Genomic DNA, 21,562 nt, shown 5'->3' on the forward strand with positions numbered 1-21,562 from the left:
CCGTCCCCCTCGAGCGAACGCGGATCATTCTTAACTGCCGGCTCGAATACCCCCGTATGCAACGTCGCCAGCGGTTGATCGTCGGGGTGATCTGGATCGTCGTCGCCGCGCTGATGGCACTTACTGTCGGGATCGGCGTTCCGTCGTCAGTTGGTGATCTCGCGCGGCTGTTCGTCGTCGCCCTCGCGCTGTTTCTGGCCGTCCTCTACCTGCTCGATCCGTGGGGCGTGATCAGCCGGAAGCCGTTCGAGTGAGCGGAGACTCGATCGCGCCGTCGAAAAGACGTGATCGGGTGGAAAAACGGACACACTCGAGGTCCAGTATCCGGGTCGCTAGTCGTCGGCCGGCGCGAGCGGCTCGGTTTCGGCGGCCAGCAGTCTGTCGAGGGCGTCGACCATCGACTCGACGCTCGCGCGGGTGATGTCGGCTTCGCTTCGTGCGACGGTGACCGATCGGTCGTCTTTGGCCATCGTCACTTCGACCGTGACGACGGCGTCGGTGCCGCCCGTCACGGCGTCGACGTGATAGGACTCGAGTTCGGCGTCGGCGGCCGAGCCCAACGCCTCGCGGACGGCGGAGACGGCCGCGTCGACCGGTCCGGAGCCGGTGCCGCTTGCGACGCGTTCCTCGCCGTCGACCGCCAGGCGGATGCTCGCGGTCGGGACGGCACCGCCACTGGTCGCCGAGAGGTCGAGCAGTTCGACGACGCGCTCGCGGTCGTCGCCGGTGACGTCCTCCGCAACCGCCAGCAGGTCCGCGTCCGTGACGCGTCGACCGCGGTCGCCGAGTTCCGTCACCCGATTGGCGATCTCGGCGATCTCGTCGTCGCCTGCGTCGACGCCGTGTTCCTCGAGGGTTGCCTTGACGCCAGCGCGGCCGGTGTGTTTCCCGAGTGCGAGGCGACGTTCTCGGCCCACGGTCTCGGGGGCGTAGGGCTCGTACATCTTGTCGTCTTTGAGCGTCCCGTCCGTGTGAATGCCGCTCTCGTGGGTGAAGGCGTTCTCGCCGATGACGGCCTTGTTCGGCGGAAGCTGGACGCCGGTGGCCCGGGAGACGATCTGTGCGAGGTCGTACAGCTCCTCGAGGTCGAGCGTCTCGACGTCGTAGACGTGCTCGAGGGCGATCGCGACCTCTTCCAGAGCAACGTTGCCGGCGCGTTCGCCGAGCCCGTTGACCGTACAGTGGACGAGATCGGCGCCGGCGGAGACGGCCGCGAGCGCGTTGGTGACGCCCAGTCCCAGATCGTCGTGGGTGTGGGCGCTGACGGGACCGAGGTCGGCGAGTCGGGAGACCGCCTCGGCGGTGCGTTCGGGGCCCGTGTGGCCGACCGTATCGGCGAAACAGCTCCGGTCGGCACCGGCTTCGAGGGCCGTCTCCATGAGCGATTCGAGGTAATCGAGGTCGGCACGGGAGCCGTCCTCGCCGATGACCTCGACCCAGAGGTCGTGGTCGGTGGCGTACTCGACGAGTTCGGCCGTCGTCTCGAGGTTGTCCTCGCGGGAAGTACCGACCTTGCCTTCGACGTGGCGGTCGCTCGCCGGCACCACGACGTGGACGCCGTCGACCTCACAGTCGAGTGCGAGATCGATATCCGACTCGAGCCCGCGACAGAAACTCGTCACGGTCGCTTCCAGGTCGAGGTCGGTTACCCGTGAGATCGCCTGTCGTTCACCCGCGCCAGTACAGGCGCTTCCGGCTTCGATGACGCCGACGCCGGTCCGCTCGAGTGCGCGGGCGATCTCGACTTTTTCGTCGGGCGAAAGCGAGACGCCCGGGGCTTGTTCGCCGTCACGAAGGGTGGTATCGAGAAGGCGCACTGTGCGGTCAGATGGAATCGTCTGGTCGGCGGAGTGTTGTACAGGCAAGAGTGATGAACTGCGATTAGTGTCGTCGCGGAATTTCACGCCCAGCCGGGTTGCCCCGACTTCCTCTATCCTCGTCCGGCGTTGAGAACGAATCTCGAGCCATGTACTTCTCCCTATCGAACAGCCGCGACTTAAAGCCGCCGGTTCCAACGCTACGGCTCTGTGGGGTCCGAACGGGTTCCCAGTGGGACCACTACTCGGCCGTCTTCGTCCTCGTGACGCGAGCGTTCCTCTCGCGGCGCAAACGTTGCTCTCGCGGTACCGACGTTCGTCCTCGAGAACGCCGTCCAACGTGTTGGACGAAAACGTATCGGCGATGGGACGAAATCGCCGACGATGATCGAATCGAACGGCGATATGGACTCGTCTCTCGGCGACCGAACGCCCGGGTCCAAAAGCGTCGATCGCAGGCTTTACGCGTTGCTCGGACTCGCGACGATCTTGGGCGTCGGCCATCACGTCGACCACATCGTCAGGGGAAACCACGTCGGTTGGCCGTTGATTCCGGAGGTGACGGGTTTTACCGTGAGCCTCCTGATCTATCCCCTGATCGCCATCGGACTGTATCTAACCCTGACGGAGCGGGTCGGGGCTGGCTACTGGGCGGCCGTCATCACTCCGGCCGTTCTCTACGTCACGGCCGCCCACTTCGGCCCGTGGGCGCTCGAGCCGCCGGCGGACGTGATCGGTCCGTACGAGAACGAGGCGGTCGGATACGCCGCTTTCGCGTGGCTTCTCGCCCAGGTGGCGACGATGTTCGTCACCGCGGTCTACGCGACACACCGGTGGTGGCTCGCTCGCGAGGCGGCGATTCCGCAGGGCAGGGGAAACGATCGCATCGACGGCTTCGACCACGAGCACGATGAACGCTGACGAGCCATTCGACGGAGAGGCGCCGATAGAACTGATCGCGACGGGTGCCGTGACGACGCTGACGCTTCTCGTCGGCTTTGGACTGCTGTTGGCGGGCGTCCGGTTCTTTTGGATCGCCTACGTCGTCGGATTCGCCGGCGTGCTTCCGCTGGCGGTGGGCTGTGCGAGAGCGTATCGGCTTCGGGCGCATCGAGCGGATACCGACACCAAAACGCGAGAGAACACGGACCCGCTCGAGGAACTGCGCGAACGCTACGCACGGGGAGAACTCACCGACGAGGAGTTCGACCGACGAGTCGAGCGATTGCTGGCGACCGCCGCCGGCGAGAACGCGCGATGGAACGACGAGCGCGGACGCGGCGAGCGGCCGACGGCCGACGGGGATCGCGAGCGGGAAGGTGGTGTCAAAATCGGATCGTACCACCCCTGATACGGATTACTGTCCCGATTCACCGGCGGTGAGTCGAACCGTGTGAGACGAGTCTCGGTGGAGGAGTGTAGCGAGTCCACCGTTGCAACCGCCGCCCGGGTCGCGGGTGCGCCGGAACTGACTGACAGTAAACCGTATGAGTGCTCGATCGAGACGGTGGTCGAGACCGGTTACTCGAGGCGACCGCTGGCGTTTCCCGTCAGATGCCACTTGACCAGGTGGCTCTCTCCCCGGCGGATCACGACGCTCGCGGTGGAGGTGTCCACGCCGAGATCGTCGGCCAGTTCTTCGAGCGTACACTCCCGCGGAACGTCGAAGTAGCCCTCCCGAACCGCCGCCTCGAGGACCTCCCGCTGACGGTCGGTCAAGGGGCCGTCCGATTCGGCGGAGCCGACGAGCGAGAGCAGTTCGTACGAAAGCGACGCGGAGTCGAGGACCTCCTGGAGACGATCGAGTTCCTCGCGCGTCCCCGTCAGATCGAATTCGAACCAGCCGTTCCGGACGTCGACGGGGAACTCGATCGTCAGCGACGACAGTTCGACGAACTGATAGAGATCGGTGTCGCTCGTTTCGTACTTCGTCAGTGCGCGCCCAGCTTCCGATTGTAGGCGGTCACAGTCTTCTATCGAGGGGTGTGAGCGAATCGCCTCGACGACGTCCGCCGGGTGTTCGGCGATCACCTCGCCGAGTTCCAGCGCGGTGTCTTCGGTCCGGTATCCCGAGAGGAGCCTGAACGTCGCCTGTGGGAACTCCTCGGAAACCTCGGCGATCCACATCGTATCCGGTAGCTCAATGCGAAACCGTGCGTTAATCATCCGTCTCCACCATGTCGCGTCCGTCCGTTACGGCCGCCACGGTATCAGTCTACCGCGCTCGGGCGTCGCGACGAGATACGACTCACACCCAGGAACCGACGCGATCCCCGCCTCGGGCGCTCGAGGACGGGCCGTCGGTTCCATCGGGCAGGCAGATCCAGCTATCGGAGTCGACGTCGGTTCGACCAAAACGCCCATCCTGTCGGTCGGTGTACAGAGCGTATGGACCCCACCCTCGAACCGCTCGCCCGGTCACTCCGCGAAGCGCCGGTCGTCGAGCGAAACGGGTACGACTACTTCGTCCACGGCGTCACCGACGGAATCCCGCCCGTCGAACCCGACGTGTTGCGCGCGATCGCCGACGCGATCGCAGAGCGAGTCGACCTCGCGTCCGTCGACAAACTGGTCGCCCCCGAGGCGATGGGCATCCACCACGGGACGGCCCTCGCACTCGCCGCCGACCTCCCGTTGGCCGTCGTGCGCAAGCGCGAATACGGGTTTCCCGACGAGGTCGCGGTCCACCAAGAGACCAGTTACGGCGACGACGAACTCTACTTGAACGGCGTCGACGCCGGCGACCGCGTCGTCGTGATCGACGACGTCTTCTCCTCCGGTGGCACGGTCGACGCGGTCTGTGACGCCCTCGAGACCGTCGAGGCCGACATCGTCGACGTCGTGACGGTCCTTCGACGAGTGGACGCCGACGACGACGACGTCACGCGCGAGGTTACGAGTCTCCTCGACGTCCGCGTCGAGGACGGCGAAGTCGTGATCGTCGACTGATCGGCGATCGGACGTTCCTGGCGTCATACGGTCTACTGCGACTGAGTGCCGGTCGATCGCCCGCCGATCTGCAATCGGCCGACAACGACTCATCGCAGTTCGTATCAGTCCGGTCGGGAGTCGTTCTCGAGCGCCAGGCGATCGCCCGGTTCGACGTCGGCGGCGGCGCCGGCCGGGAGTTCGACGATCAGGTCGGCTCGCTCTCGGGCGATTCCGAGCCAGGGTCGCAGGCGCTCGACCCGCTCGACGGTTCCGTCGACGATCCAGACCACGTCGATCGGAAAGAAGACGAACAGCATGTGGACGTCCCGCGTTTTCGCCGAGGAAAACCGGAACGCGAGCGCGTAGTCGTCCGGAATCGACCGACGGAACATGAGCCCCCGCATCTGGGCCGGGATCGAGTCGGCGAGATCGACGCTCGAGGCGAGTACCGTCGGATTCCCGCCGTCCGGTTCGTGGACGAGTTTCACTCCCTCGAGTCGAGGGCGGGTCGGCAAAAACCTCACGACCGCGGACGGCGAGTCACCGTTTTGCGGACGTCGAGCCACCGTTTTGCGGACGTCGAGCCACCGTTCACGACCGGATCCGACTGCCCCGTCCGGTCCGGTCTCGAGTGGGGTCGTTCCCGCCTATTCGTCACGTCCCTCCTCAGCCGGCGCAGGATCGGTTTCCAACTCGTCGGAGTCGCGGACGCCATCCTCGGCGAACTCGAACGCCGTCGACTCCTGACGCTCGGGTATCTCGCTTCCGTCGTTCGATTCGTCGCTCGAGTCCTCGGCGGAGTCGAGTTCGGTCGAATCGCTGGCCGTAGACTCGGATTCTGGATGGAGTTCGAGGCCGTCCGCACCGAGCGTTCCCGAGTCGGCCGTCGCGTCGGTCTCGAACCGATCGAGCGCGGCCGAGAGCGCGTTGGCCTGTTGGGAGAGGTCGTCTGCCGACCCCGATACCGCCGTCAGCGCGCTCGTCTGTTCCTCGGCGGCCGCGGCGACCGACTCGGCTTCCGCCGTCGTTTCCTCAGAGATCGTCGCCACCTCGTCGACCATGGCGGCGACCTCCTCGCTCGAGGCCGCCTGTTCCTCGGTGGCCGCCGAGATGTCCTCGACGCCGGCGTTGGTCGCCTCGGCGTGATCCGCGATCTGCTCGAGGGCCGCCGCGGCCGCTGAGACGAGGTCGGTGACGCGTTCGACCTCCTCGCCCGTACGATCGATCGTCCGGGCCGACCGCTCGGTTTGGCCCTCGACCGACTCGAGGCGCTCGTCGATCCGGTCGGCGGCGTCTTTGACCTCCTGGGAGAGTTCCTTGACTTCGGCGGCGACCGTCGCGAACCCGTCCGTCTCGTTGCTTCCCGACGAACGGGCCGCCTCGATGTTGGCGTTCAACGCCAGCATGTTCGTCTGTTCGGCGATCTGGGCGATGGTGTCGGTCAGCGCCGTAATCCGGTCGACCTCGGCCCGGAGATCGTCGAACTCGTCGACGACCGCCCCGTGTTCCGCGACGAGGTCGTCACACGCGGCGATCGCCTCCTGGGCGGCCTGCCTGCCGTCCCGGCTCGCTCGTGCAGTTCGGTCCGCGACGTCTGCGACCTCGTTCGAGGAGGCGGCGATCTCCTCGGTCGTCGTCGAGAGGGCGTTCGTCTCGGTCTCGATCGACTGCAAGGCGTCGTTCTGGCGGTCGGCGCCGTCGGCGATCTCCTGGATGGATCCGCTGACCTCCTCGCTTGCGGACCGCACCTCCTCGCTCGAGGCGGTGACCTGTTCTGCGGCCGTCGCGACGTCGGTCGCGAACCCGGACAGTCGGCCGACCGTCGCTTCCATCTCGTCGAGCATCTCGTTGGCGTCGGTGGCGATCGCCGCCATCGCCTCGTTCTCGCTTTCGGGGTCCATCCGCGCGGTGAGATCGCCCTCGGCGGCCGCCTCCATCACGTCGCTGTACTCGTCGGCTTTCGACTCGAGGTGTCGATTGAGCCGCTCGAGGCGATCACGCTCGGCTTCGGCCGCCGCCCGCGCGTCTTCGGCCGCCGCGATCGTCGCTTTCAGTTCGGTCCGCATCGAGTCGAACCCATCGTACAGCCGACCGATGTTGTCGATCCGGGGTGACTCGAGGTCGACGTCCAGATCTCCCGCCTCCATTCGGGCGGCCTTTTCGGTGAGCCGATCGATCGAGGCCGCCGTGGTCCTGCCGATCGCCGCGCCGAGAACGCCGACGAGGACGACGCCGATGAGCGTCGCGAGCGCGCCGACCTGGGCGATCGAGTCGACCAGTCCGAACGCCTGCTCCTCGGCCGTGTGGACGAGGACGATCCAGCCCTCGTCGGTCGTCTGGTAGCCGACGACGTAGCCCTCGGGCCCGAACTCGTAGGGCTCCCCTCCCAGGAGGTCGCCCGGCGATTCCTCGAGTCGTATCGCGCCGGGCGTCCCCTCACGGACGGCCGCGAGTACGGCATCGTTCTCGTATGACTCCTCGAAGACGACCGTTTCCCTGTCCTCGCGATAGCCGAGGTAGGCGTCGTCCGCGACGATCCGCCCGTCGTCGTCGAGGATCGTCACGGTCGTTCCGGACCGGGTCGCGGCCGGCATCTCGCTCGAGCGTTCGGCGAGGTCGAACGTGAAGACGAGCGCCCGGTCACCCTCACCGACGGCGACGTAGTGGGACCTGACCGCGCGGTGATCGAACGCCAACGACGTCTCGTCGGGCATCGCGTAGACGTCGGTTCGTTCGACCGCGTACGACGAGAGGTCGTCGTCGAGTTCCTCGCCGTCGGGGAACGCCATCCCCTCGAGGGTGTCGGGGTCGTCGCCCGCCCCCGCGAGCACCTCGCCGGTCTGGGTATCCACGTAGAGGGCGTTCGTCCGAGCGTTGTCGGGTAACTCGCCGTAGACGTCCCCGAGGTAGTTTTCGATCTCGCTTTCGTTTTCCTCGCCGCCGAACACCGGCGCCTGGGCCGCCGACAACAGAAGCTGATCGTTTCGCTCGTTCCAGCGCTCGAGTGCCACCGCCTCCTCGACGGCGCTCTGACGTTGGTCCGCGAGCGCCCGTTCCTCGACGCTGTCGGCGACCATCGCCGTCTCGACGAGGCCGATCGCGCCAACCGAGAGCGCGATCACGAGCACGACGATTCCGAACTTGAGCGCGTACCGCCGCCTGAGAAACGACGGAACGAGTCGACGAATCATAATCTATGAAGAAATAATTCTTCTTACTATTATTTCTATTGGCTGACGAGCGCCGCCGCGTGCCGAGGGGTTGAAACCGTTCGCCGACCAGCTATCGACCACCGATGGAACGAACTCCGAACGGGACCGCCGTCGGGGTCGACGATCCCTACGAGTTCGCCGGTCTCTGTGATTACCTCACAGGCGACGGCCGGTGTCGGTACGCCTACGATCACTACGAGCACGACCCGGAGTTCGCTCGAGAGCGCGCACGAGAGGAGTACGCCTGTCCGATCGTCGATCCCGACTCCGACAGCGAGGGCGACCCCGAGTGGGCCGACTGTCAACACTTTCGCTCGCGCAACCGCGACCGCGAGTGTGTGCGCTGTGGCCTGGCGGAAAAACGAATGGCCCAGTCCGAAGCGCGGCCGCTACTCGAGGAACATCACCTCTCGTACGCTCGCGACGGCGACCAGTTGAGCCACGAGATCACCGTCTACCTCTGTCGGTGGTGTCACGCGAAGGTCCACAACTCGTGGGCCAGAATCACCGACGACGTCGCGCCCGATCCGGAGGCGATCGCGGCACTCGAGGAACGACGCGGCCGGGAGTACGAGGAGATGGGATTCGAGTCGGCCGCAGAACGATATCGGGACGACGAACGGTAGCCACGACACACCCGATCGACCGACGGAGACTGTTGGGAGACCATCGACCACTCGAGTTCGAAACGGCTATCGAGACGAACTCGAAATCTCGCGTACGATGGATCTGGTCTCGTTCCTGCTCGCGACGGCGGTCGCCCACGTCGGCTTCGCGCTCTTCGTCGCGGCTCACGCGTCGTTCGCCGATCGAAACGCCGGAAACTGGCCGTACATCACGCTCGCGCTAGGGCTTGCTGGCGTCGCCGCCTACTTCTTTTACGACGAGACGAACCCGGACGGCAGAATCTGAGGACGACAGAGGCCACACGAATCGAGGCTGTTCTCGGAACTCCACTACGACTGATACGGATTCCTGTCCCGGCGGTGAGTCGAACCGTCTGAGACGAGTCTCGGTGGAGGAGTGTAGCGAGTCCACCGTTGCAACCGCGACCCGGACGGCGGTTGCGCCGGAACTGACCGACAGTAAACCGTATGAAAACTGTGTCGTCGGATAACACTCGAGCGGATAACGGATTTTCGACCACCCTGTGGGGTCCCGTTTCGTTCACGCAAAAGCGGGCGTCACTCCGATTCTCGTTTCTCGAGTTCGGTAAGACGTCCGACGGCGTCCCGATAGGCTGGTTGCTCCTCGAGTTGCTCCGTCGAATAGATCGACTCGAACAGGGATCGGCGCGCTTCGATGGCCGCACGTTCGCGTCCCGTCTCCGACTCGTCGAGACGCGAGAGCTGGTCGGCGACCGACTCGAGGGCCGTTTCGCGGACGAACGGCTTTCGAAGGATGTCGTCACAGTCGACGGACACCAGCTCGGGGTCGGGCCGGTCGCCGACGATGAGGATGGTTCGACACATGTCCGTCGCTTCCTCCACGAAGCCTCGAGGATCGATTCCGGGCAGGCTGACGTCGAGAAGGACGACGTCGATCCGGTCGTCGAATCTGTCGTAAAACTCCCTGTCGTCGTGTGCCCGGACGACGGTGTACCGGTCCGACAACCACTGTCGGTACATCTCCGTGATCCGTCGGTCGCCGTCGGCGAGCAGGATCGTCCGCGTCGTCGTCTCGAGGTGTGATTCGACCCAGTCGGCCAGCGACTCGAAGATGGGTTCCATGTCCCGGCCGGCGTCGGTCAGGTCGTATTCGACCCGAAGCGGCGACTCGCTGACCACCCGCCGTTCGATCAGCCCGGCCTCCTGAAGCGTATCGAGCGTATCCGAGAGCACCTTCGAGGAGATGTCCGGGATTCCCTCGAGAAGGTCGTTGAACCCCTGCGAGCCGTGGTGTTGTAACATGAGCAGGATGATTGGCGACCACTTCTTCGAGAGCAGTGTCAACGCCTCGAGTGCCCGGTTATTTTCCGCGGGGATATCAGCATCACGATAGGTCATAGCTCAACTACCGAGTGAACCGCCATATTCGTTTTGTAGTTCGAAGGCCCACCGATTCAGCGAGACCGATCGAGTGAACGTAACGATTAGGAGGGACTGCGCACAGTCACGCGTATGGACTCGTCAGGGGGAACGACGCTTCTGCTCGTCGAGGATAATCCCAACGATGCGCAGTTCGTCGAACGACTGCTCGTCGAACACGGACGCGACGTCGGGACGCGAGACGCCGATCGCTCGGTCGAGATCACCGAAATCGAACACGTCGAACGACTCGGCGACGGACTCGAGCGAGTGACCGACGATCGAATCGACATCGTTTTGCTCGATCTGGGTCTGCCGGACAGCAACGGTCTCGAGACGGTCGACGCGATGGTCGAACGAGCGCCGACCGTTCCGGTGGTCGTGTTGACCGGCCAAAGCGGCGTCGGGGTCGAGGCGATCCGACGGGGCGCACAGGATTACCTCGTCAAAGGGCGGATCAGCGTCGACGTCCTCGTTCGGACGATCCAGTACGCGATCGAGCGCGTCCGAATCACGCACGAACTCCGCGATCGAAACCACCGGCTCGCGCTCGTCAACGAAATTCTCCGGACCGACCTCCGAAACGACGTGAGCATGATCGTCGGCTGGGGCGATCAGCTTCGAGATCGAGTCAGTCCGGACGATCAGGAATCCGTCGAGTCGATACTCGAGGCGAGCCAACACGCCCTCGAACTCACCGACACCGCCGCCAAACTAATCGACGTCCTCTCCGAGGGTGCGACGGAACCCGAGCCCTGTGACCTCCGGGCGATCCTCGAGACCGAGTTCGAACGGTGCCGGCGCGAGACCGACGTCGACCTCACCGTCGACTGGGCGGCGACCGAAGACGAACCGCTTTCCGTCGCGGGAACGCCGACGCTCGGCGCCGTCTTCGAACAACTGCTCACCAACGCGATCACCCACACCGACCGCGACAGATCGACCGTCGAGGTGGCACTCGAGGCAACCGACGAGCGAGTCACCGTTTCGATCGCCGACGACGGCGTCGGCATTCCCGATGCACAGAAACGCCGCCTCACGACCGTCGGCGAAGACGCCGGTCCACGCGCTGGAATCGGCGCGGGACTGTACTTCGTCGCGACCGTTCTCGAGAGCATCGACGCCGAGTTTCGCGTCGAAGACAACCGGCCACAGGGAACCGTCGTCACCGTCGGTCTCGATCGGGTCGGCGTCTACAACACCGACAGATCGGAGTGACAGACCAATCACACTATCCCCTGCTAGCGTGTATCGACCTCGACGATCGGTCCCGTGGCGCGTTATTGACCGTCACTCTCGGTTCGGCCGCGACCGTCCGGGAAGCCACCGGGAGATCGTATCGCGCAGTCTCGTACGGTTTGCTGTCGCTGTGTGCCGGCAAAATCAGAAACTACCGAGGTTTCGCCGGTACTGATCGATAGCAGTCCGTATCAGTCTTCACACTCCATCTCCGGCGGCGAAATCGGCCCAGTCTCGTCCCAGGAGTGAAAGTCGGCGGTCACTCGCTGGGACCTGAACCGAACTGGATAGCCAGTCGACGTCTCGAGATACCAGTACTCGTTTTCGGGCGTGGCCGGCATCTCGTAGACGTAGACGTCCGATCCGTCGATCGTCGTCCTCGCGATCGGTTCCGTCTCCGGAAACACCTCCCCGGGTCGTCTTTCGGGATCGAGAACGTGAAGATCCGGATCGGCCGGCTCCCGCTCCCGACAGTGGCCCCCGAAGACGTAGTACTCGGTCGAATCGAGCTGATAAATCTCGAGTAGCCCGTCGTCCATCGAGAGTTCGTAGTGAAACTCCCCCTGGTTGACGACCTGGCTCCCTGTCCCCTCGAAATCCCCCGCACTAGCTCTGCGCATCTCGATGTCGATAGCGTAGGAGTCGCCCCACTCGACGAACTCCTCGATCGGCGGACCGCCATCGATCGACTCGTACTCGAGTCCGTCCGCCGAAAGCGCATCGTCCTCGGCCTCGGATTGGCCGTTTTCGCCACCGGCTCCGGACTCCGTCCCCGCATCGTCCGACGACGCCTCGGGATCGTTCCCGTCGCTCTCGGTCGTCCGTCCGTCTCCAGCGTCGTCGCCGCTCCCATCGGCGCTCGAGTCGTCGGCCGCCGAACTCGAGTCGTCGATCGTCGTTTCGATACACCCGGCGAGCGCGAACACGACGCCGGCCCCACAGGAGGCGAGCAATCGGCGTCGTCCCGTCGAAACGTGCATGTCACTCGTCGGTCGGTGATTCGGTAATACGTTATCTAACCTGAAACTCACCGGAGACCTACCGCGACGTAACCCGGAACGGCGAGACGAGAGCAAACTCGCCTCGAACCCGACGCTCGAGGCGAGTTCTCTCAGATGGCGACTCCGGCCGAATTCGACCGATCGTTCGGGTGATCCGATCGATCGTTCGAGCGATTCGATTCGCGATCACTCGATCCGCTCGGCATCGTCGACGAAATCGACGTCCGTGATCTCGATTCGTGCCCCACCGAGCGGGCCGTCAGTCGCGCGAATCTCCCAGCCGTGGGCAGCGACGATCCGGTTGACGATGCTCAGTCCCAACCCGGTCCCCGTCGACGACGTCGTGTATCCCTTCTCGAAGATGCGCTCTCGTTTCTCGGGCGGGATACCCGGGCCGTCGTCCTCGAGGTAGAACCCAGTGGGGAGCGAGCCGACGACGATACGGCCTCCATCCCCCGTCTCCCGTTCGCCGACGGAACCGGGACCGGATTCTCGAGCGGACGTGCGACTCGTTTGCGTCCCTCGGGTGACGTCGTCTCCCGCCATCTCGTCGTACGCGACAGTGTCGACACCGTCACCGTCCCGTCCGCGGTCACTCACACCGTCCCGTCCGCGGTCGCTCGAGGCGTGCTCGACGCTGTTCCGGAGGAGGTTCTCGAACAGCTGTTGGAGCCTCTCGGCGTCGCCTACGACCGCCCGGTTCGTTTCGACGACGAGTTCGGTGCCCGGAGTCCAGAGGGTTCCCCACGCCGTCTCAGCACTTTCGGCGAGATCCACGTCCTCCCGTGTCTCGAGTTCGCGACCGGTGTGTGCGAGCTGTAACAGGCCTGTCGCGAGGTCGTCGATCCGGTTTGCGGCGGCGAGGACCCGCTCGACGTGGGTGATGTCGCCCGATGCGATCGCCATGTCCGCGCTCCCGCGAATCTCCATGAGCGGCCCCTGTAGATCGTGGGAGACGACGTCCGTCAGATCCTCGAGTTGTCGGAGTGTGAGCAACGTGATCCCCGATCCGACGTCGACCCGGTGAGTCCGGATCTCGACGTCGCGGTCGATGCCGTCCACGCTGAAGGTGCGTTCGGTGATCGCAGGCCCGTCCGGTCCGGGAAGCGAATCCGGTGCCTGCTCGCCGATGACGTCCTCGGGGTCGCGGTCTACGATCCGCGCCGCGGCGGGGTTGAGGTCGATAACTCTGCCGTCGGCGTCTAGCACCACCATCCCTAGGTCCATCCGCTCGATGAGTTCCCGTCGTCCGAGTTCGCGGGTCGCGGGAACGAGACGGACGAAGTCGTACCGGACGACGAGGCCGACGGCGATCGCACTCGAGAGGAGGATCGCGAGGGGCGTGATCGCGAACCCGGTCGGCGCCACCGGCAGGAAGTAGAGGACGTCGGCGGCGGTTCCCATCAACACCACGCCGGCCAGCGCGAGCGCCTGCCAGCGGTAGACCCCTTCGGTGATCGTCGCGTATCGAACAAACACCGCCGCGGCGGCCACCACGAGCAAGAACGCGTAGGTAATCCACGGCACCGCGACGATCCCGTACTCGTAGGCGATCTGTTGGGGGTTCGACGCCGGCGTGACGCTCGCGTAGAACAGCCCGTGGACGTGGTCCGTGAGCGCGAGCACGAGCGCGCCGGCGGCCGGCGACGCGATCAGGGTCTGCCGTCGCCGCCCCAACCACTCATCGGCGCCGGTGTACGACAGGGCGAAGAACAACAGCGCGACGGGGACGACGGTGATCCCGACGTACCGAACCTGTAACATCGCCGTCGAGACGGCAGTGGAGCCGGTCGCGTAGTTGATTCCGGCCGCGATCATCCAGACCGTGTTGCCGAATAGAACCGCGACGAGCCAGACGATCCCGGGACGATCGCGGCGCCGATAGACGTAGCTCGCGAGCGCGATTGCGACCACCGCGCCGAGCAACTGGATGGTAGCGAGTACGGGTGAGGTCATCGACAGCTCGTGGTCCACAGACCGCGGTCGGTTTCCGAATCGGGGACCGAACGAATCGAACGCCGCCCCCGTCGGTCAGATCCGGAAGACGTGTCTCACCGTCAGGCCAGGAAGACGTGTCGCGGGCGATCCGCGAGGACGTCCCGGCCGAACTCGACCGTTTCGGAGAACGCATCGCTCCGGAAGAACGCCATCGCGTCGGCGCGGGAGTCCCAGCGGCTGGCGATGAACATGTCGTCTTCGTTCTCGCGGTTGACCAATAGGTCGGTCTTTCGGTGACCGTCCATATCGGCGAGCAACCCGCCGACGTCGCCGAACGTCTCGACGAAGTCCCCTCGGTGGTCGGGTTTGACGGTGTAGAACATCCCCATCGTCCCCCAGGAATCGTCGTCATCGTCTCCCGCCTGGCGAACGATCTCCGGTAGATCCGCGAGGAAGCCGGCCGCCGTATTCGCGGCGCGGTCGGTCTCCCAGAGGCTGACAATCCCGGTTTCCCCCTCCCCCTCGACCGAGCCTGCCTCGCTCGGCTCGTACACCGCCGTCTTGACGTGGGTATCGTAGTGATCGAAGTTCGCCCGGAGGCCCTCGACTTCCTCGAACAGCTCGTCGGCGTCGGCCGCCGAGTAGAGGACGACCGCGTGGACGTCCTCGCCGTGGGGTTGGCCCGCGTAGACGCCCGCCTCCTCGAGTTCGCTCCGGACGTCCGACTCGCCGTCGTGGGCGCCGCCGGAATCGGCGTCGTCGGAGCCGTGCGGGCGACCGCTCGACTCTCCGTGTGGGTGTCCACTCGAGTCGCCGTGTGGGCTGTCGCCGGCGTGGTGGTGACCGCCGGCGTCGCTCGCCCCGTTCTGGGGGACGGGTTCGCCCGCGAGGTACGCGCCGAGATTCTCGGCGGGGAACCGCTGGGCGGAGAAGAACCGGCCGAACTCGGCAAAGCGCGAACTCGAGGGGTCAAAGCGCATCTCGTAGAGCAACTCTTTGACGTCGGTCGGGTCGTCGCCGAACAGCGTGACGCCCCACTCGAAGTCGTCGAGGCCGATACTGCCGGAGATGATCTGGGTGACCCGCCCCGCGTACCCCTTACCGATCTCGCCGTGATTCGAGAGGTAGTCGGCGCGCTCGTCGAAGGGCAGTTCGTACCAGTTGTGATCCGGGCCACGGCGTTTGTCCATCGGGTAGAAACTACAGAACTCCGCGTCGGGTATCTCGGGCTCGAGGCGGGATTCGATGTAGCGTGCGAGACCCGTATCCTCGACCTCGCTATCCTCTTCGAAGTACTCCTGGGACATGTACCCGGAGACTTCGGTCACCGAGAGGTAGGAGTCGGCGCGTTCGGTGAACTCGGCGAAGGCGGTGTGTTCGAACTGTCGCTCTAGGGCGTCGATATCCGCGAGCGTCGGCCGAAGATGGAGGATCAGCAGGTCGGCCTTGTGGCCGAGCACCGAGAACGTCGCCGAGTCGCCCGCGTCGGCGTCCTCGAGTCGTTCGGCCGCGGCGAGATACTCGATTCCCTCGTCGATTGCCTGCGAACGGCGGCGTTCGGGTGCGTCGCGCCAGGCGTCCCAGTCGATCGACCGGAAGTCGTGGAGCACGTACCAGCCCTCTTCGGTCTGTGGTGGTGTCCGACGGTCCATACTCGAGGGTTACCGCGGCGACGCTAAGAAGGACCGGGTTTCCGCGTCGAACAGTCAGTATCCTAACGTTCTTTCCGTTGGTTGAACAAGACGTAGACGCGCACGGAAAGTGCGCAGAGCCGGAGTCCAAGGCGCCAACCAAACACTCCGGCTCACACAACCCCCGCGTAGCGGGAGCAATCCACCATTGACGTCGGTGAAATAAAGGCCTGCCGACGTGTCGCCGAACCAGTATCAGCTAGTTCTGGTACCCCGGCTGGGTTGTTCTCCGCTGCGTCGGGCCACGACGGAGTTATATATGACCGCAAACGTCACGATCCATTGCGACTGTGGTACCGACGTACACACCGAGACGACCGACGGCAGAGTCTCCTGTCCCGACTGCGAGTCGGCGTTCGAGACGACGATCATCGAATTCGTCCCCGATGACGAGACACCCCACACTCGTTACGGCACCCGCTCGTGTCGCGGCCCGTGAGGGCTGTCGCGGGACGGCGGTCACGCCGCTGTACGAAAGCGTGGACACCGACGCGCTCGTCTCGTCGCTCGAGTCCACCGTTCCGGTTGACTCGAGTAGGAAGACAGACGGTTGTGATCGGGTCCAGGGCACACGAGGTGCGGTGATCGACCCGGGGCGCTCGAGGTGGAGTGATCGATAACGGGCGGTGACGGCCTTCCTTCGGTGGTGGCTGTCGACTACCGACCTCGAGTTCCCGGCTGGTCGAACTCGATGTGACGGTGTCGATGAATAGCATACTGCGGACGTACGTGTCGGTCAGCAGATGTCGTTGTCGTATATCGTTACGCCGCCCCCCGAGTGCAGACGGACCCACCAACTCCCGCCAACGTCTTCGTCCGTCTCCCCTGCGGTGCAGTCCGCGGTGACCGTCTTCGAATTGGACTCGGCACCGAACTCGCTGTCGATAACGTCGACGGAGAATCGGTACTCCTCGTCGACGGAGAACGTTTCCGAGATAATTATAGTAACAACTGCAACGATGTACACACTGATCGCCGAACCGTCTGGCGATCAGGTGTGCAATGACTTGCAGTGGCTACTATAGTTCCGGCCGCCACGATTCATCCTCGCGTCCACGGGAAACAGGGTTCACTTCGATACTGTGCTCGAGTAGTAGCGAATCGCCGTCATCTTTCACCTCCAACCCTACCGTCTCAGTTTCGTCTCGGTTGTTGATGATGCCGACGTCGACCGGCGTCGTGGACGAGAAATCGGCGAGACACCCGGCGACTGCTATCGCCGACCCCGTCCCTAGTGCGGTGAGGTACGCGCGACGGGAGATCATTGCCTGTTTAGTTACATCTCCTGAATGAGTGTCTTTTGATTTTATTTACGAGGGTGTCATAGAAGGCTTCTCAGGGAATTGATTTCTACCGCTCTCAGACGAATAGCACGGTCACTACACGTGCGAATTGAACGCACAAGTTTTAAGAGAAAAACACAATTATCTAACATGTGAATCGAGAAGAATTGTTCCTCGCTATAATAGCGTATACACTGGTAGCATGGGTTTTGACCTCCGAGGGAGCATTCTGGTTTGCATGGCTTCCACTCTACGTTCTCGTATTTGCTATTCCAATCTACGTAGTTGTTGACTTAGTTAGAAATCCAGATTTTGAGTGAATCGGTGTATTATTTCCCTGTACTGTCCGTTTGTCGGACAGTGCAGAGAGAGGGTGCGAACTGTTGTATGACACCCTCTTTGTTTACTGGATATTTGACGGGGCTCGAGGTCCGAGACGTCGTCGTTGGAGCTGACGGGTATCCCGAGGACTATCTCGCCAACGGCGCCAGGGATGCCGTCGTCGTTCGTATTCTCGAGTCTCGTCGCGTTTCGATCGTGGCTGGCGTCGTCGAATATCACGAGTCGAGGATAGTCGCCGCTGACGGTCTCCCACGTACCCTCGAAATCCAGCGCATCCATGTTCTCCGCAGCCGCCTCACCTCGCATCTGGCTCGGTGCCAGTTCGTGCGTGTTCTGAACGCTTCCCAACCCATCGTCGTCGACACACGCGTGACCGGCCGTCTCTCCAATCGATCGAGGTGACCGAAACCCTTTACGTACGTCCGTTTAAATCACGCCACGTATGCGGAAAAGTGGGCCGCCGAAGGGGCTGATTGCCTATCTCGTCCTCGAGTTGCTCGAGGAGAAGCCGCGATACGGCTACGAGATTTTAAAGGAGATCAAAGAGATAAGCGGCGGCCACTGGGAGCCCTCGTATGGATCGGTCTACCCCATCCTCTACAAGTTCGAGGAGAAGGGGTGGGCAGAGCGGATCGAACGCGAGGACGAACCCGACCGGAAGTACTTCGAACTGACCGACGACGGGCGCGGGGAACTCGCCGACCGCCGGGACCGGGGCGCGGAGAAAGCCCAGGAGTTTGCCGACGTGATTCTCGGCTTTTTTCACGTTTACGCGACGTTCGCGACCGACGACCGGTTCGAGATTCCCGACCGGGAGGGGGAGTGGTGCTTCGACGAGACGTTCAGCGCCTGGATCGTCGAACAGGTTGCCCGGCACCACGAGCGTTACTTCGACACCGAGTTCGACCGACTCGAGGAGACGCCCGCGGAGTTCTACGATCGACACGGCGTCGACGAATGAGAGTAGTCGCGGCTCTTGCCGGCGTCCAGCGCGACGGTCACGGCAGTTCGCCGACGAAAAAGTCGCGCAGGTGTCCGCAAAGTCGTTTTCGAGCTGTCGGCCCCGGAACGTGTGCCTGCCCGCGTAACCGAACGACGACCTCGAGGGTCGTGAGTACCTCGTGAGCGCGGGGAACGACGGCCTCGGGCGGAAAGAACACGTCATCCTCGGCAACGGCAAGGAGCGTCGGCGCGTCGAATCCCGACAGTTCGGCCGCCGTCGCGGGCTTCGGGAACGATCGCTCCAATGTTACCTCCTCGAAGACGGCTCCGATCACCTCGAGCACCCGATCATCGAGCGCCGACGCGGGTTCGGTGAACATCGGCTGGACCGCCCGCTCGAGGCGCGAGCGACTCGGCCAGAGCCGGTAGGCGAACATCGGGAGGACGATCTCGAACAACAACCGCGGAATGGATCCGGTGGCGAGCCCCGCCGGCACGACCACTCCCGCGCGTTCGATGCACGCCGGCGAGTGGGCGGCCGTCCGCAGGAGGATACCGCCGCCGTAGGAGGCCCCGATCATCGGAACGCACTCGAGGCCGAATCCATCGAGCACGTCGCGGACCCACCGTCCGTAACTCTCATCGCGCGGCGAGAGACGTGTCTGCGCGCTGTATCCGGGATGGCCGATCGTATCGGGTGCGTACAGTCTGAACTCGCCGGCAAGCGGGAGAAACCACGCCAGGCTGATCGGGTTCACCACGTTGCCACCGTGGAAGACGACAAGCGGCGGCGCCGTCTCTGGGCCGGTGATGAGGACGTGCGTCTCCCCGAAGCGCGTCTCGACGAACCGGCGCTCGAACGATGTTTCGAGGTCCGCGAGGAGTTCCTCGTAGAGCGCTTTGATACGGCGCTCGCCCGCTCGAGAACGGTAGATTCCATCGGATGACACGAGTGGTGTCGATACCATCGCTGGGAAGATACCTGTTGTCACCGGCTCGGACCAGGTGTACAATTATCCGCTCGGAAGACGTACACCGTTATCGATCCGAACCAAGAGCGTCTCCAGACAGGCGATCCGGACGAGCGTCTGGGACCGGTGGGCGTTATCGAAATCGTTGAAACCATTACTCGCCGCTCGTACTCGAGCGATCAGTACGACCGGTGCTGGCCGCCAGTTTGCGCGCGCGGGCACACTTGACGGAAAACGACGACGATTGCCGACGACTCAACCCGCGAGCAGTCCCGGTGCGAACAGCATCGTCAGAAAGCTCACGAGCATCGTCACGCCGACGGTCGTCGTGACGATCCGGACCATTCCGCGAGTCGCCTCGAACGGGAGTCGCGAGACGACCGCCTCGGTGCTGGTCCGAAGGATGTGTCCCCCGTCGAGCGGGAACGCCGGAATGCAGTTGAAAAAGCCGAGTTGGACGTTGATCCAGCCGGTCCAGAACAGCAGGTTCGCGATCACGAAGACCGTCCCGTCGCCGAGTGCCGAAAGCGGCCCCTGGACCTCGTAGAAGTTCTCGATCCCGCCGGTGAAGCCGGCGAAGTTAAACGGTAACGCTCCGACGACGCCGATGATCGGAAGCATCACCGCGATGCCGATCTTTCCGAGAAACGAGTCCGTAATCGCACCGAAGTCGTCCTCGCCGTCGCCGCCGAGAACCGAGAGGTACGACTCCGCGGGGTACAACTCGAGGCCGAGCGGCGACACCGATGCGCCCGAGACACCGGGTGCGCTGTGGAATCCGACCGTGCCACCGCCGGTGATCTGACTGCGGTCGCCGAGCGTGACGTCGTACTCGGCGGGTTCGCCGTCGATGTAGGCCGTGACGGTGACCTCGTCGCCGGGATCGGTCGTCGACAGCAGGTCGTTGAGCGACTCATCCGACGGCGTTCGTTCGCCGTCGAGGTGCGTGATAACGAACTGCTCGCCGCCGGGTGCACCGCTCTGGGACAGCGGCCCGTCTTCGGTGGTCTGGACGAGCGCACCGATCGGTACCTCCCGCTCTTCGGTCTCGCCGTCGGAGACGACGGTGAGCGTCGCAGTCTGGTCGTCGCCGACGGCCTCGAGGAACTCGCCCTCGGTCGCCACTTGCGTTCCGTCGACGGCGACGATCGTCTCGCCGGTGTCGAGGTCGACCGCGTCGGTCTGGACGGCCGCGGAGACGATCAACGACCGCTCGACTTCGACCGTTCGTTCGCCGTCGATTTCGACAGTGATCACCCCCTCACCGGCAGTCTCGAGGCGGTCGCCGAGTTCGTCGTTGTCCTCTACGGGGACGCCATCGACGGCGGTGATCCGATCGCCCGGTTCGATCCCGGCATCGGCGCCGGTCGATCCCGGTTCGACGCCGCCGACTGCCGCACCGGGGGCGACGGCCATCGCACCGGCAATCGGGCCGAACAGCAGGGCGAACGCGACGATCGTGATCGCGAAGTTGTTCGTGACGCCCGCCGCGAACATCCGCGTCTGGCCGCCTCGAGAGGCGTCCTTGTTGCTTTCCTGGTCGGGTTCGACGAACGCGCCGATCGGGATGATCGCGAGCATCACGACGCCCATCGACTCGATATCGATGTCTTCGACGCGACAGAGCAGGCCGTGGCCACCCTCGTGGACGACGAGACCGACGAGCAGGCCGAAGACGATTCCGGGCGTCGCCGACAGCGGAAGGAAGTCGTTGACGCCGGGGATAACGAGGACGTTGCGAGGTTGTTGCACGGCCCTCGACGGCTGAGGGGAGCCGAGGGCGGCGATCGCCGCGAGCAAGAGGAAGCCGAACATCGCGACCATGACGACCAGCGCGATACCGATTCCGAGGTTCGACCAGGCCCGCCAGAATCGCTTCGGCGTCGCTAGCCAGTCGAGGAAATCGCGGCCGCGTTTGGTGTGAAACGTCAGTATCGGGCCCTGCGTACCGACGAACTCCGGCATGAGGCCCGCGTTTCGGATCGTGAGGATCAGAAACCAGTAGATAAACAGGCCGATGAGGGCCCACGTGAGCGTCTCCGATCCGAAGAGCTCGGGGACCGATACGAACGCGAGGGAACCGATGACCATCTATCGGTACTCGGGGAGGGGTTCTCAAATGGTTTTTGTCTGGTGTTCCGGTGGGACGGCGGACCGTCCGGTTGGAT

The 21,562-nt window shown here is 64.2% G+C and carries 22 protein-coding genes; 11 read left to right on the forward strand and 11 right to left on the reverse strand.

The window, feature by feature from the left end:
- Nucleotides 1-56: 56 nt before the first annotated feature.
- Entirely contained in the window at nucleotides 57-254 is a 198-nt protein-coding gene (locus AB7C87_RS05515; RefSeq protein WP_369728417.1) for a hypothetical protein, read from the forward strand.
- Between the two features lie 78 nt (nucleotides 255-332).
- Here the strand turns inward: AB7C87_RS05515 and AB7C87_RS05520 are convergent, their stop codons facing one another.
- Nucleotides 333-1,865, reverse strand: coding sequence for a (R)-citramalate synthase (locus AB7C87_RS05520; RefSeq protein WP_369728418.1), 1,533 nt, complete (start codon nucleotides 1,863-1,865; stop codon nucleotides 333-335).
- A 336-nt stretch (nucleotides 1,866-2,201) separates the two neighbouring features.
- Here AB7C87_RS05520 and AB7C87_RS05525 point away from each other — a divergent pair, with 336 nt between their 5' ends.
- Both AB7C87_RS05525 and AB7C87_RS05530 read left to right on the forward strand, forming a co-directional pair.
- On the forward strand, nucleotides 2,202-2,738 hold the full coding sequence (locus AB7C87_RS05525) for a hypothetical protein (protein ID WP_369728419.1): 537 nt from the start codon (nucleotides 2,202-2,204) through the stop codon (nucleotides 2,736-2,738).
- Nucleotides 2,728-3,168, forward strand: coding sequence for an SHOCT domain-containing protein (locus tag AB7C87_RS05530; protein ID WP_369728420.1), 441 nt, complete (start codon nucleotides 2,728-2,730; stop codon nucleotides 3,166-3,168). Before AB7C87_RS05525 ends, AB7C87_RS05530 begins: the two co-directional genes overlap by 11 nt.
- A gap of 170 nt (nucleotides 3,169-3,338) precedes the next feature.
- Here AB7C87_RS05530 and AB7C87_RS05535 read toward each other — a convergent pair whose 3' ends face one another.
- Entirely contained in the window at nucleotides 3,339-3,983 is a 645-nt protein-coding gene (locus tag AB7C87_RS05535; protein ID WP_369728421.1) for a helix-turn-helix domain-containing protein, read from the reverse strand.
- 222 nt (nucleotides 3,984-4,205) lie between these two features.
- Between AB7C87_RS05535 and hpt the strand changes: the two genes are divergently transcribed.
- Nucleotides 4,206-4,766 carry a hypoxanthine/guanine phosphoribosyltransferase gene (gene hpt / locus AB7C87_RS05540; protein ID WP_369728422.1) on the forward strand — a complete coding sequence of 187 codons (561 nt, stop codon included), beginning with the start codon at nucleotides 4,206-4,208 and terminating at the stop codon, nucleotides 4,764-4,766.
- 104 nt (nucleotides 4,767-4,870) lie between these two features.
- On the opposite strand, the gene AB7C87_RS05545 is transcribed toward hpt, so the two are convergent.
- The gene (locus AB7C87_RS05545) at nucleotides 4,871-5,236 is read right to left on the reverse strand and encodes a DUF192 domain-containing protein (RefSeq protein ID WP_369728423.1); all 366 of its coding nucleotides are present in this window, start codon (nucleotides 5,234-5,236) and stop codon (nucleotides 4,871-4,873) included.
- Between the two features lie 159 nt (nucleotides 5,237-5,395).
- Complete coding sequence (locus tag AB7C87_RS05550; protein ID WP_369728424.1) at nucleotides 5,396-7,939, reverse strand: methyl-accepting chemotaxis protein; 2,544 nt, start codon at nucleotides 7,937-7,939, stop codon at nucleotides 5,396-5,398.
- A 104-nt stretch (nucleotides 7,940-8,043) separates the two neighbouring features.
- Here AB7C87_RS05550 and AB7C87_RS05555 point away from each other — a divergent pair, with 104 nt between their 5' ends.
- Together AB7C87_RS05555 and AB7C87_RS05560 are read left to right on the forward strand one after the other, a co-directional pair.
- Nucleotides 8,044-8,586, forward strand: a complete 543-nt coding sequence (locus tag AB7C87_RS05555; RefSeq protein ID WP_369728425.1) for a DUF7097 family protein — start codon at nucleotides 8,044-8,046, stop codon at nucleotides 8,584-8,586.
- Nucleotides 8,587-8,683: 97 nt separating this feature from the next.
- Nucleotides 8,684-8,872, forward strand: coding sequence for a hypothetical protein (locus AB7C87_RS05560; RefSeq protein WP_369728426.1), 189 nt, complete (start codon nucleotides 8,684-8,686; stop codon nucleotides 8,870-8,872).
- 272 nt (nucleotides 8,873-9,144) lie between these two features.
- Here AB7C87_RS05560 and AB7C87_RS05565 read toward each other — a convergent pair whose 3' ends face one another.
- Entirely contained in the window at nucleotides 9,145-9,966 is an 822-nt protein-coding gene (locus tag AB7C87_RS05565; protein ID WP_369728427.1) for a winged helix-turn-helix transcriptional regulator, read from the reverse strand.
- A 114-nt stretch (nucleotides 9,967-10,080) separates the two neighbouring features.
- Here AB7C87_RS05565 and AB7C87_RS05570 point away from each other — a divergent pair, with 114 nt between their 5' ends.
- The gene (locus AB7C87_RS05570; protein WP_369728429.1) at nucleotides 10,081-11,205 is read left to right on the forward strand and encodes a hybrid sensor histidine kinase/response regulator; all 1,125 of its coding nucleotides are present in this window, start codon (nucleotides 10,081-10,083) and stop codon (nucleotides 11,203-11,205) included.
- A gap of 212 nt (nucleotides 11,206-11,417) precedes the next feature.
- Here AB7C87_RS05570 and AB7C87_RS05575 read toward each other — a convergent pair whose 3' ends face one another.
- From AB7C87_RS05575 to AB7C87_RS05585, 3 genes are all read right to left on the reverse strand, one after another.
- Nucleotides 11,418-12,206 (reverse strand): hypothetical protein, encoded by a 789-nt coding sequence (locus AB7C87_RS05575; RefSeq protein ID WP_369728430.1) that lies wholly within the window; start codon nucleotides 12,204-12,206, stop codon nucleotides 11,418-11,420.
- A 207-nt stretch (nucleotides 12,207-12,413) separates the two neighbouring features.
- Complete coding sequence (locus AB7C87_RS05580) at nucleotides 12,414-14,183, reverse strand: sensor histidine kinase (RefSeq protein WP_369728431.1); 1,770 nt, start codon at nucleotides 14,181-14,183, stop codon at nucleotides 12,414-12,416.
- 101 nt (nucleotides 14,184-14,284) lie between these two features.
- Nucleotides 14,285-15,817 carry a heme-binding protein gene (locus tag AB7C87_RS05585; protein ID WP_369728433.1) on the reverse strand — a complete coding sequence of 511 codons (1,533 nt, stop codon included), beginning with the start codon at nucleotides 15,815-15,817 and terminating at the stop codon, nucleotides 14,285-14,287.
- A gap of 298 nt (nucleotides 15,818-16,115) precedes the next feature.
- Here AB7C87_RS05585 and AB7C87_RS05590 point away from each other — a divergent pair, with 298 nt between their 5' ends.
- Nucleotides 16,116-16,295, forward strand: coding sequence for a hypothetical protein (locus AB7C87_RS05590; RefSeq protein ID WP_369728434.1), 180 nt, complete (start codon nucleotides 16,116-16,118; stop codon nucleotides 16,293-16,295).
- Between the two features lie 580 nt (nucleotides 16,296-16,875).
- Here the strand turns inward: AB7C87_RS05590 and AB7C87_RS05595 are convergent.
- Entirely contained in the window at nucleotides 16,876-17,121 is a 246-nt protein-coding gene (locus AB7C87_RS05595) for a hypothetical protein (RefSeq protein WP_369728435.1), read from the reverse strand.
- A gap of 170 nt (nucleotides 17,122-17,291) precedes the next feature.
- On the opposite strand from AB7C87_RS05595, the gene AB7C87_RS05600 reads away from it, so the two are divergent.
- The 3 genes from AB7C87_RS05600 to AB7C87_RS05610 all read left to right on the forward strand — a co-directional run bounded on the left by AB7C87_RS05600 (nucleotide 17,292) and on the right by AB7C87_RS05610 (nucleotide 18,442).
- Nucleotides 17,292-17,459: a hypothetical protein gene (locus AB7C87_RS05600; protein ID WP_369728436.1), complete on the forward strand. Its 168-nt coding sequence runs from the start codon at nucleotides 17,292-17,294 to the stop codon at nucleotides 17,457-17,459.
- Nucleotides 17,460-17,553: 94 nt separating this feature from the next.
- A complete protein-coding gene (locus tag AB7C87_RS05605; RefSeq protein WP_369728437.1) occupies nucleotides 17,554-17,883 on the forward strand; it encodes a hypothetical protein in 330 nt (109 codons plus the stop codon).
- 40 nt (nucleotides 17,884-17,923) lie between these two features.
- Nucleotides 17,924-18,442 carry a PadR family transcriptional regulator gene (locus AB7C87_RS05610; protein ID WP_369728438.1) on the forward strand — a complete coding sequence of 173 codons (519 nt, stop codon included), beginning with the start codon at nucleotides 17,924-17,926 and terminating at the stop codon, nucleotides 18,440-18,442.
- Between the two features lie 37 nt (nucleotides 18,443-18,479).
- Here the strand turns inward: AB7C87_RS05610 and AB7C87_RS05615 are convergent, their stop codons facing one another.
- Together AB7C87_RS05615 and AB7C87_RS05620 are read right to left on the reverse strand one after the other, a co-directional pair.
- Nucleotides 18,480-19,373 (reverse strand): alpha/beta fold hydrolase, encoded by an 894-nt coding sequence (locus AB7C87_RS05615; protein ID WP_369728439.1) that lies wholly within the window; start codon nucleotides 19,371-19,373, stop codon nucleotides 18,480-18,482.
- A gap of 276 nt (nucleotides 19,374-19,649) precedes the next feature.
- A complete protein-coding gene (locus tag AB7C87_RS05620) occupies nucleotides 19,650-21,485 on the reverse strand; it encodes a site-2 protease family protein (RefSeq protein ID WP_369728440.1) in 1,836 nt (611 codons plus the stop codon).
- Between the last annotated feature and the right edge of the window lie 77 nt (nucleotides 21,486-21,562).

The sequence above is a fragment of the Natrarchaeobius versutus genome, assembly GCF_041205745.1.
GTDB classification, from domain to species: domain Archaea; phylum Halobacteriota; class Halobacteria; order Halobacteriales; family Natrialbaceae; genus Natrarchaeobius; species Natrarchaeobius versutus.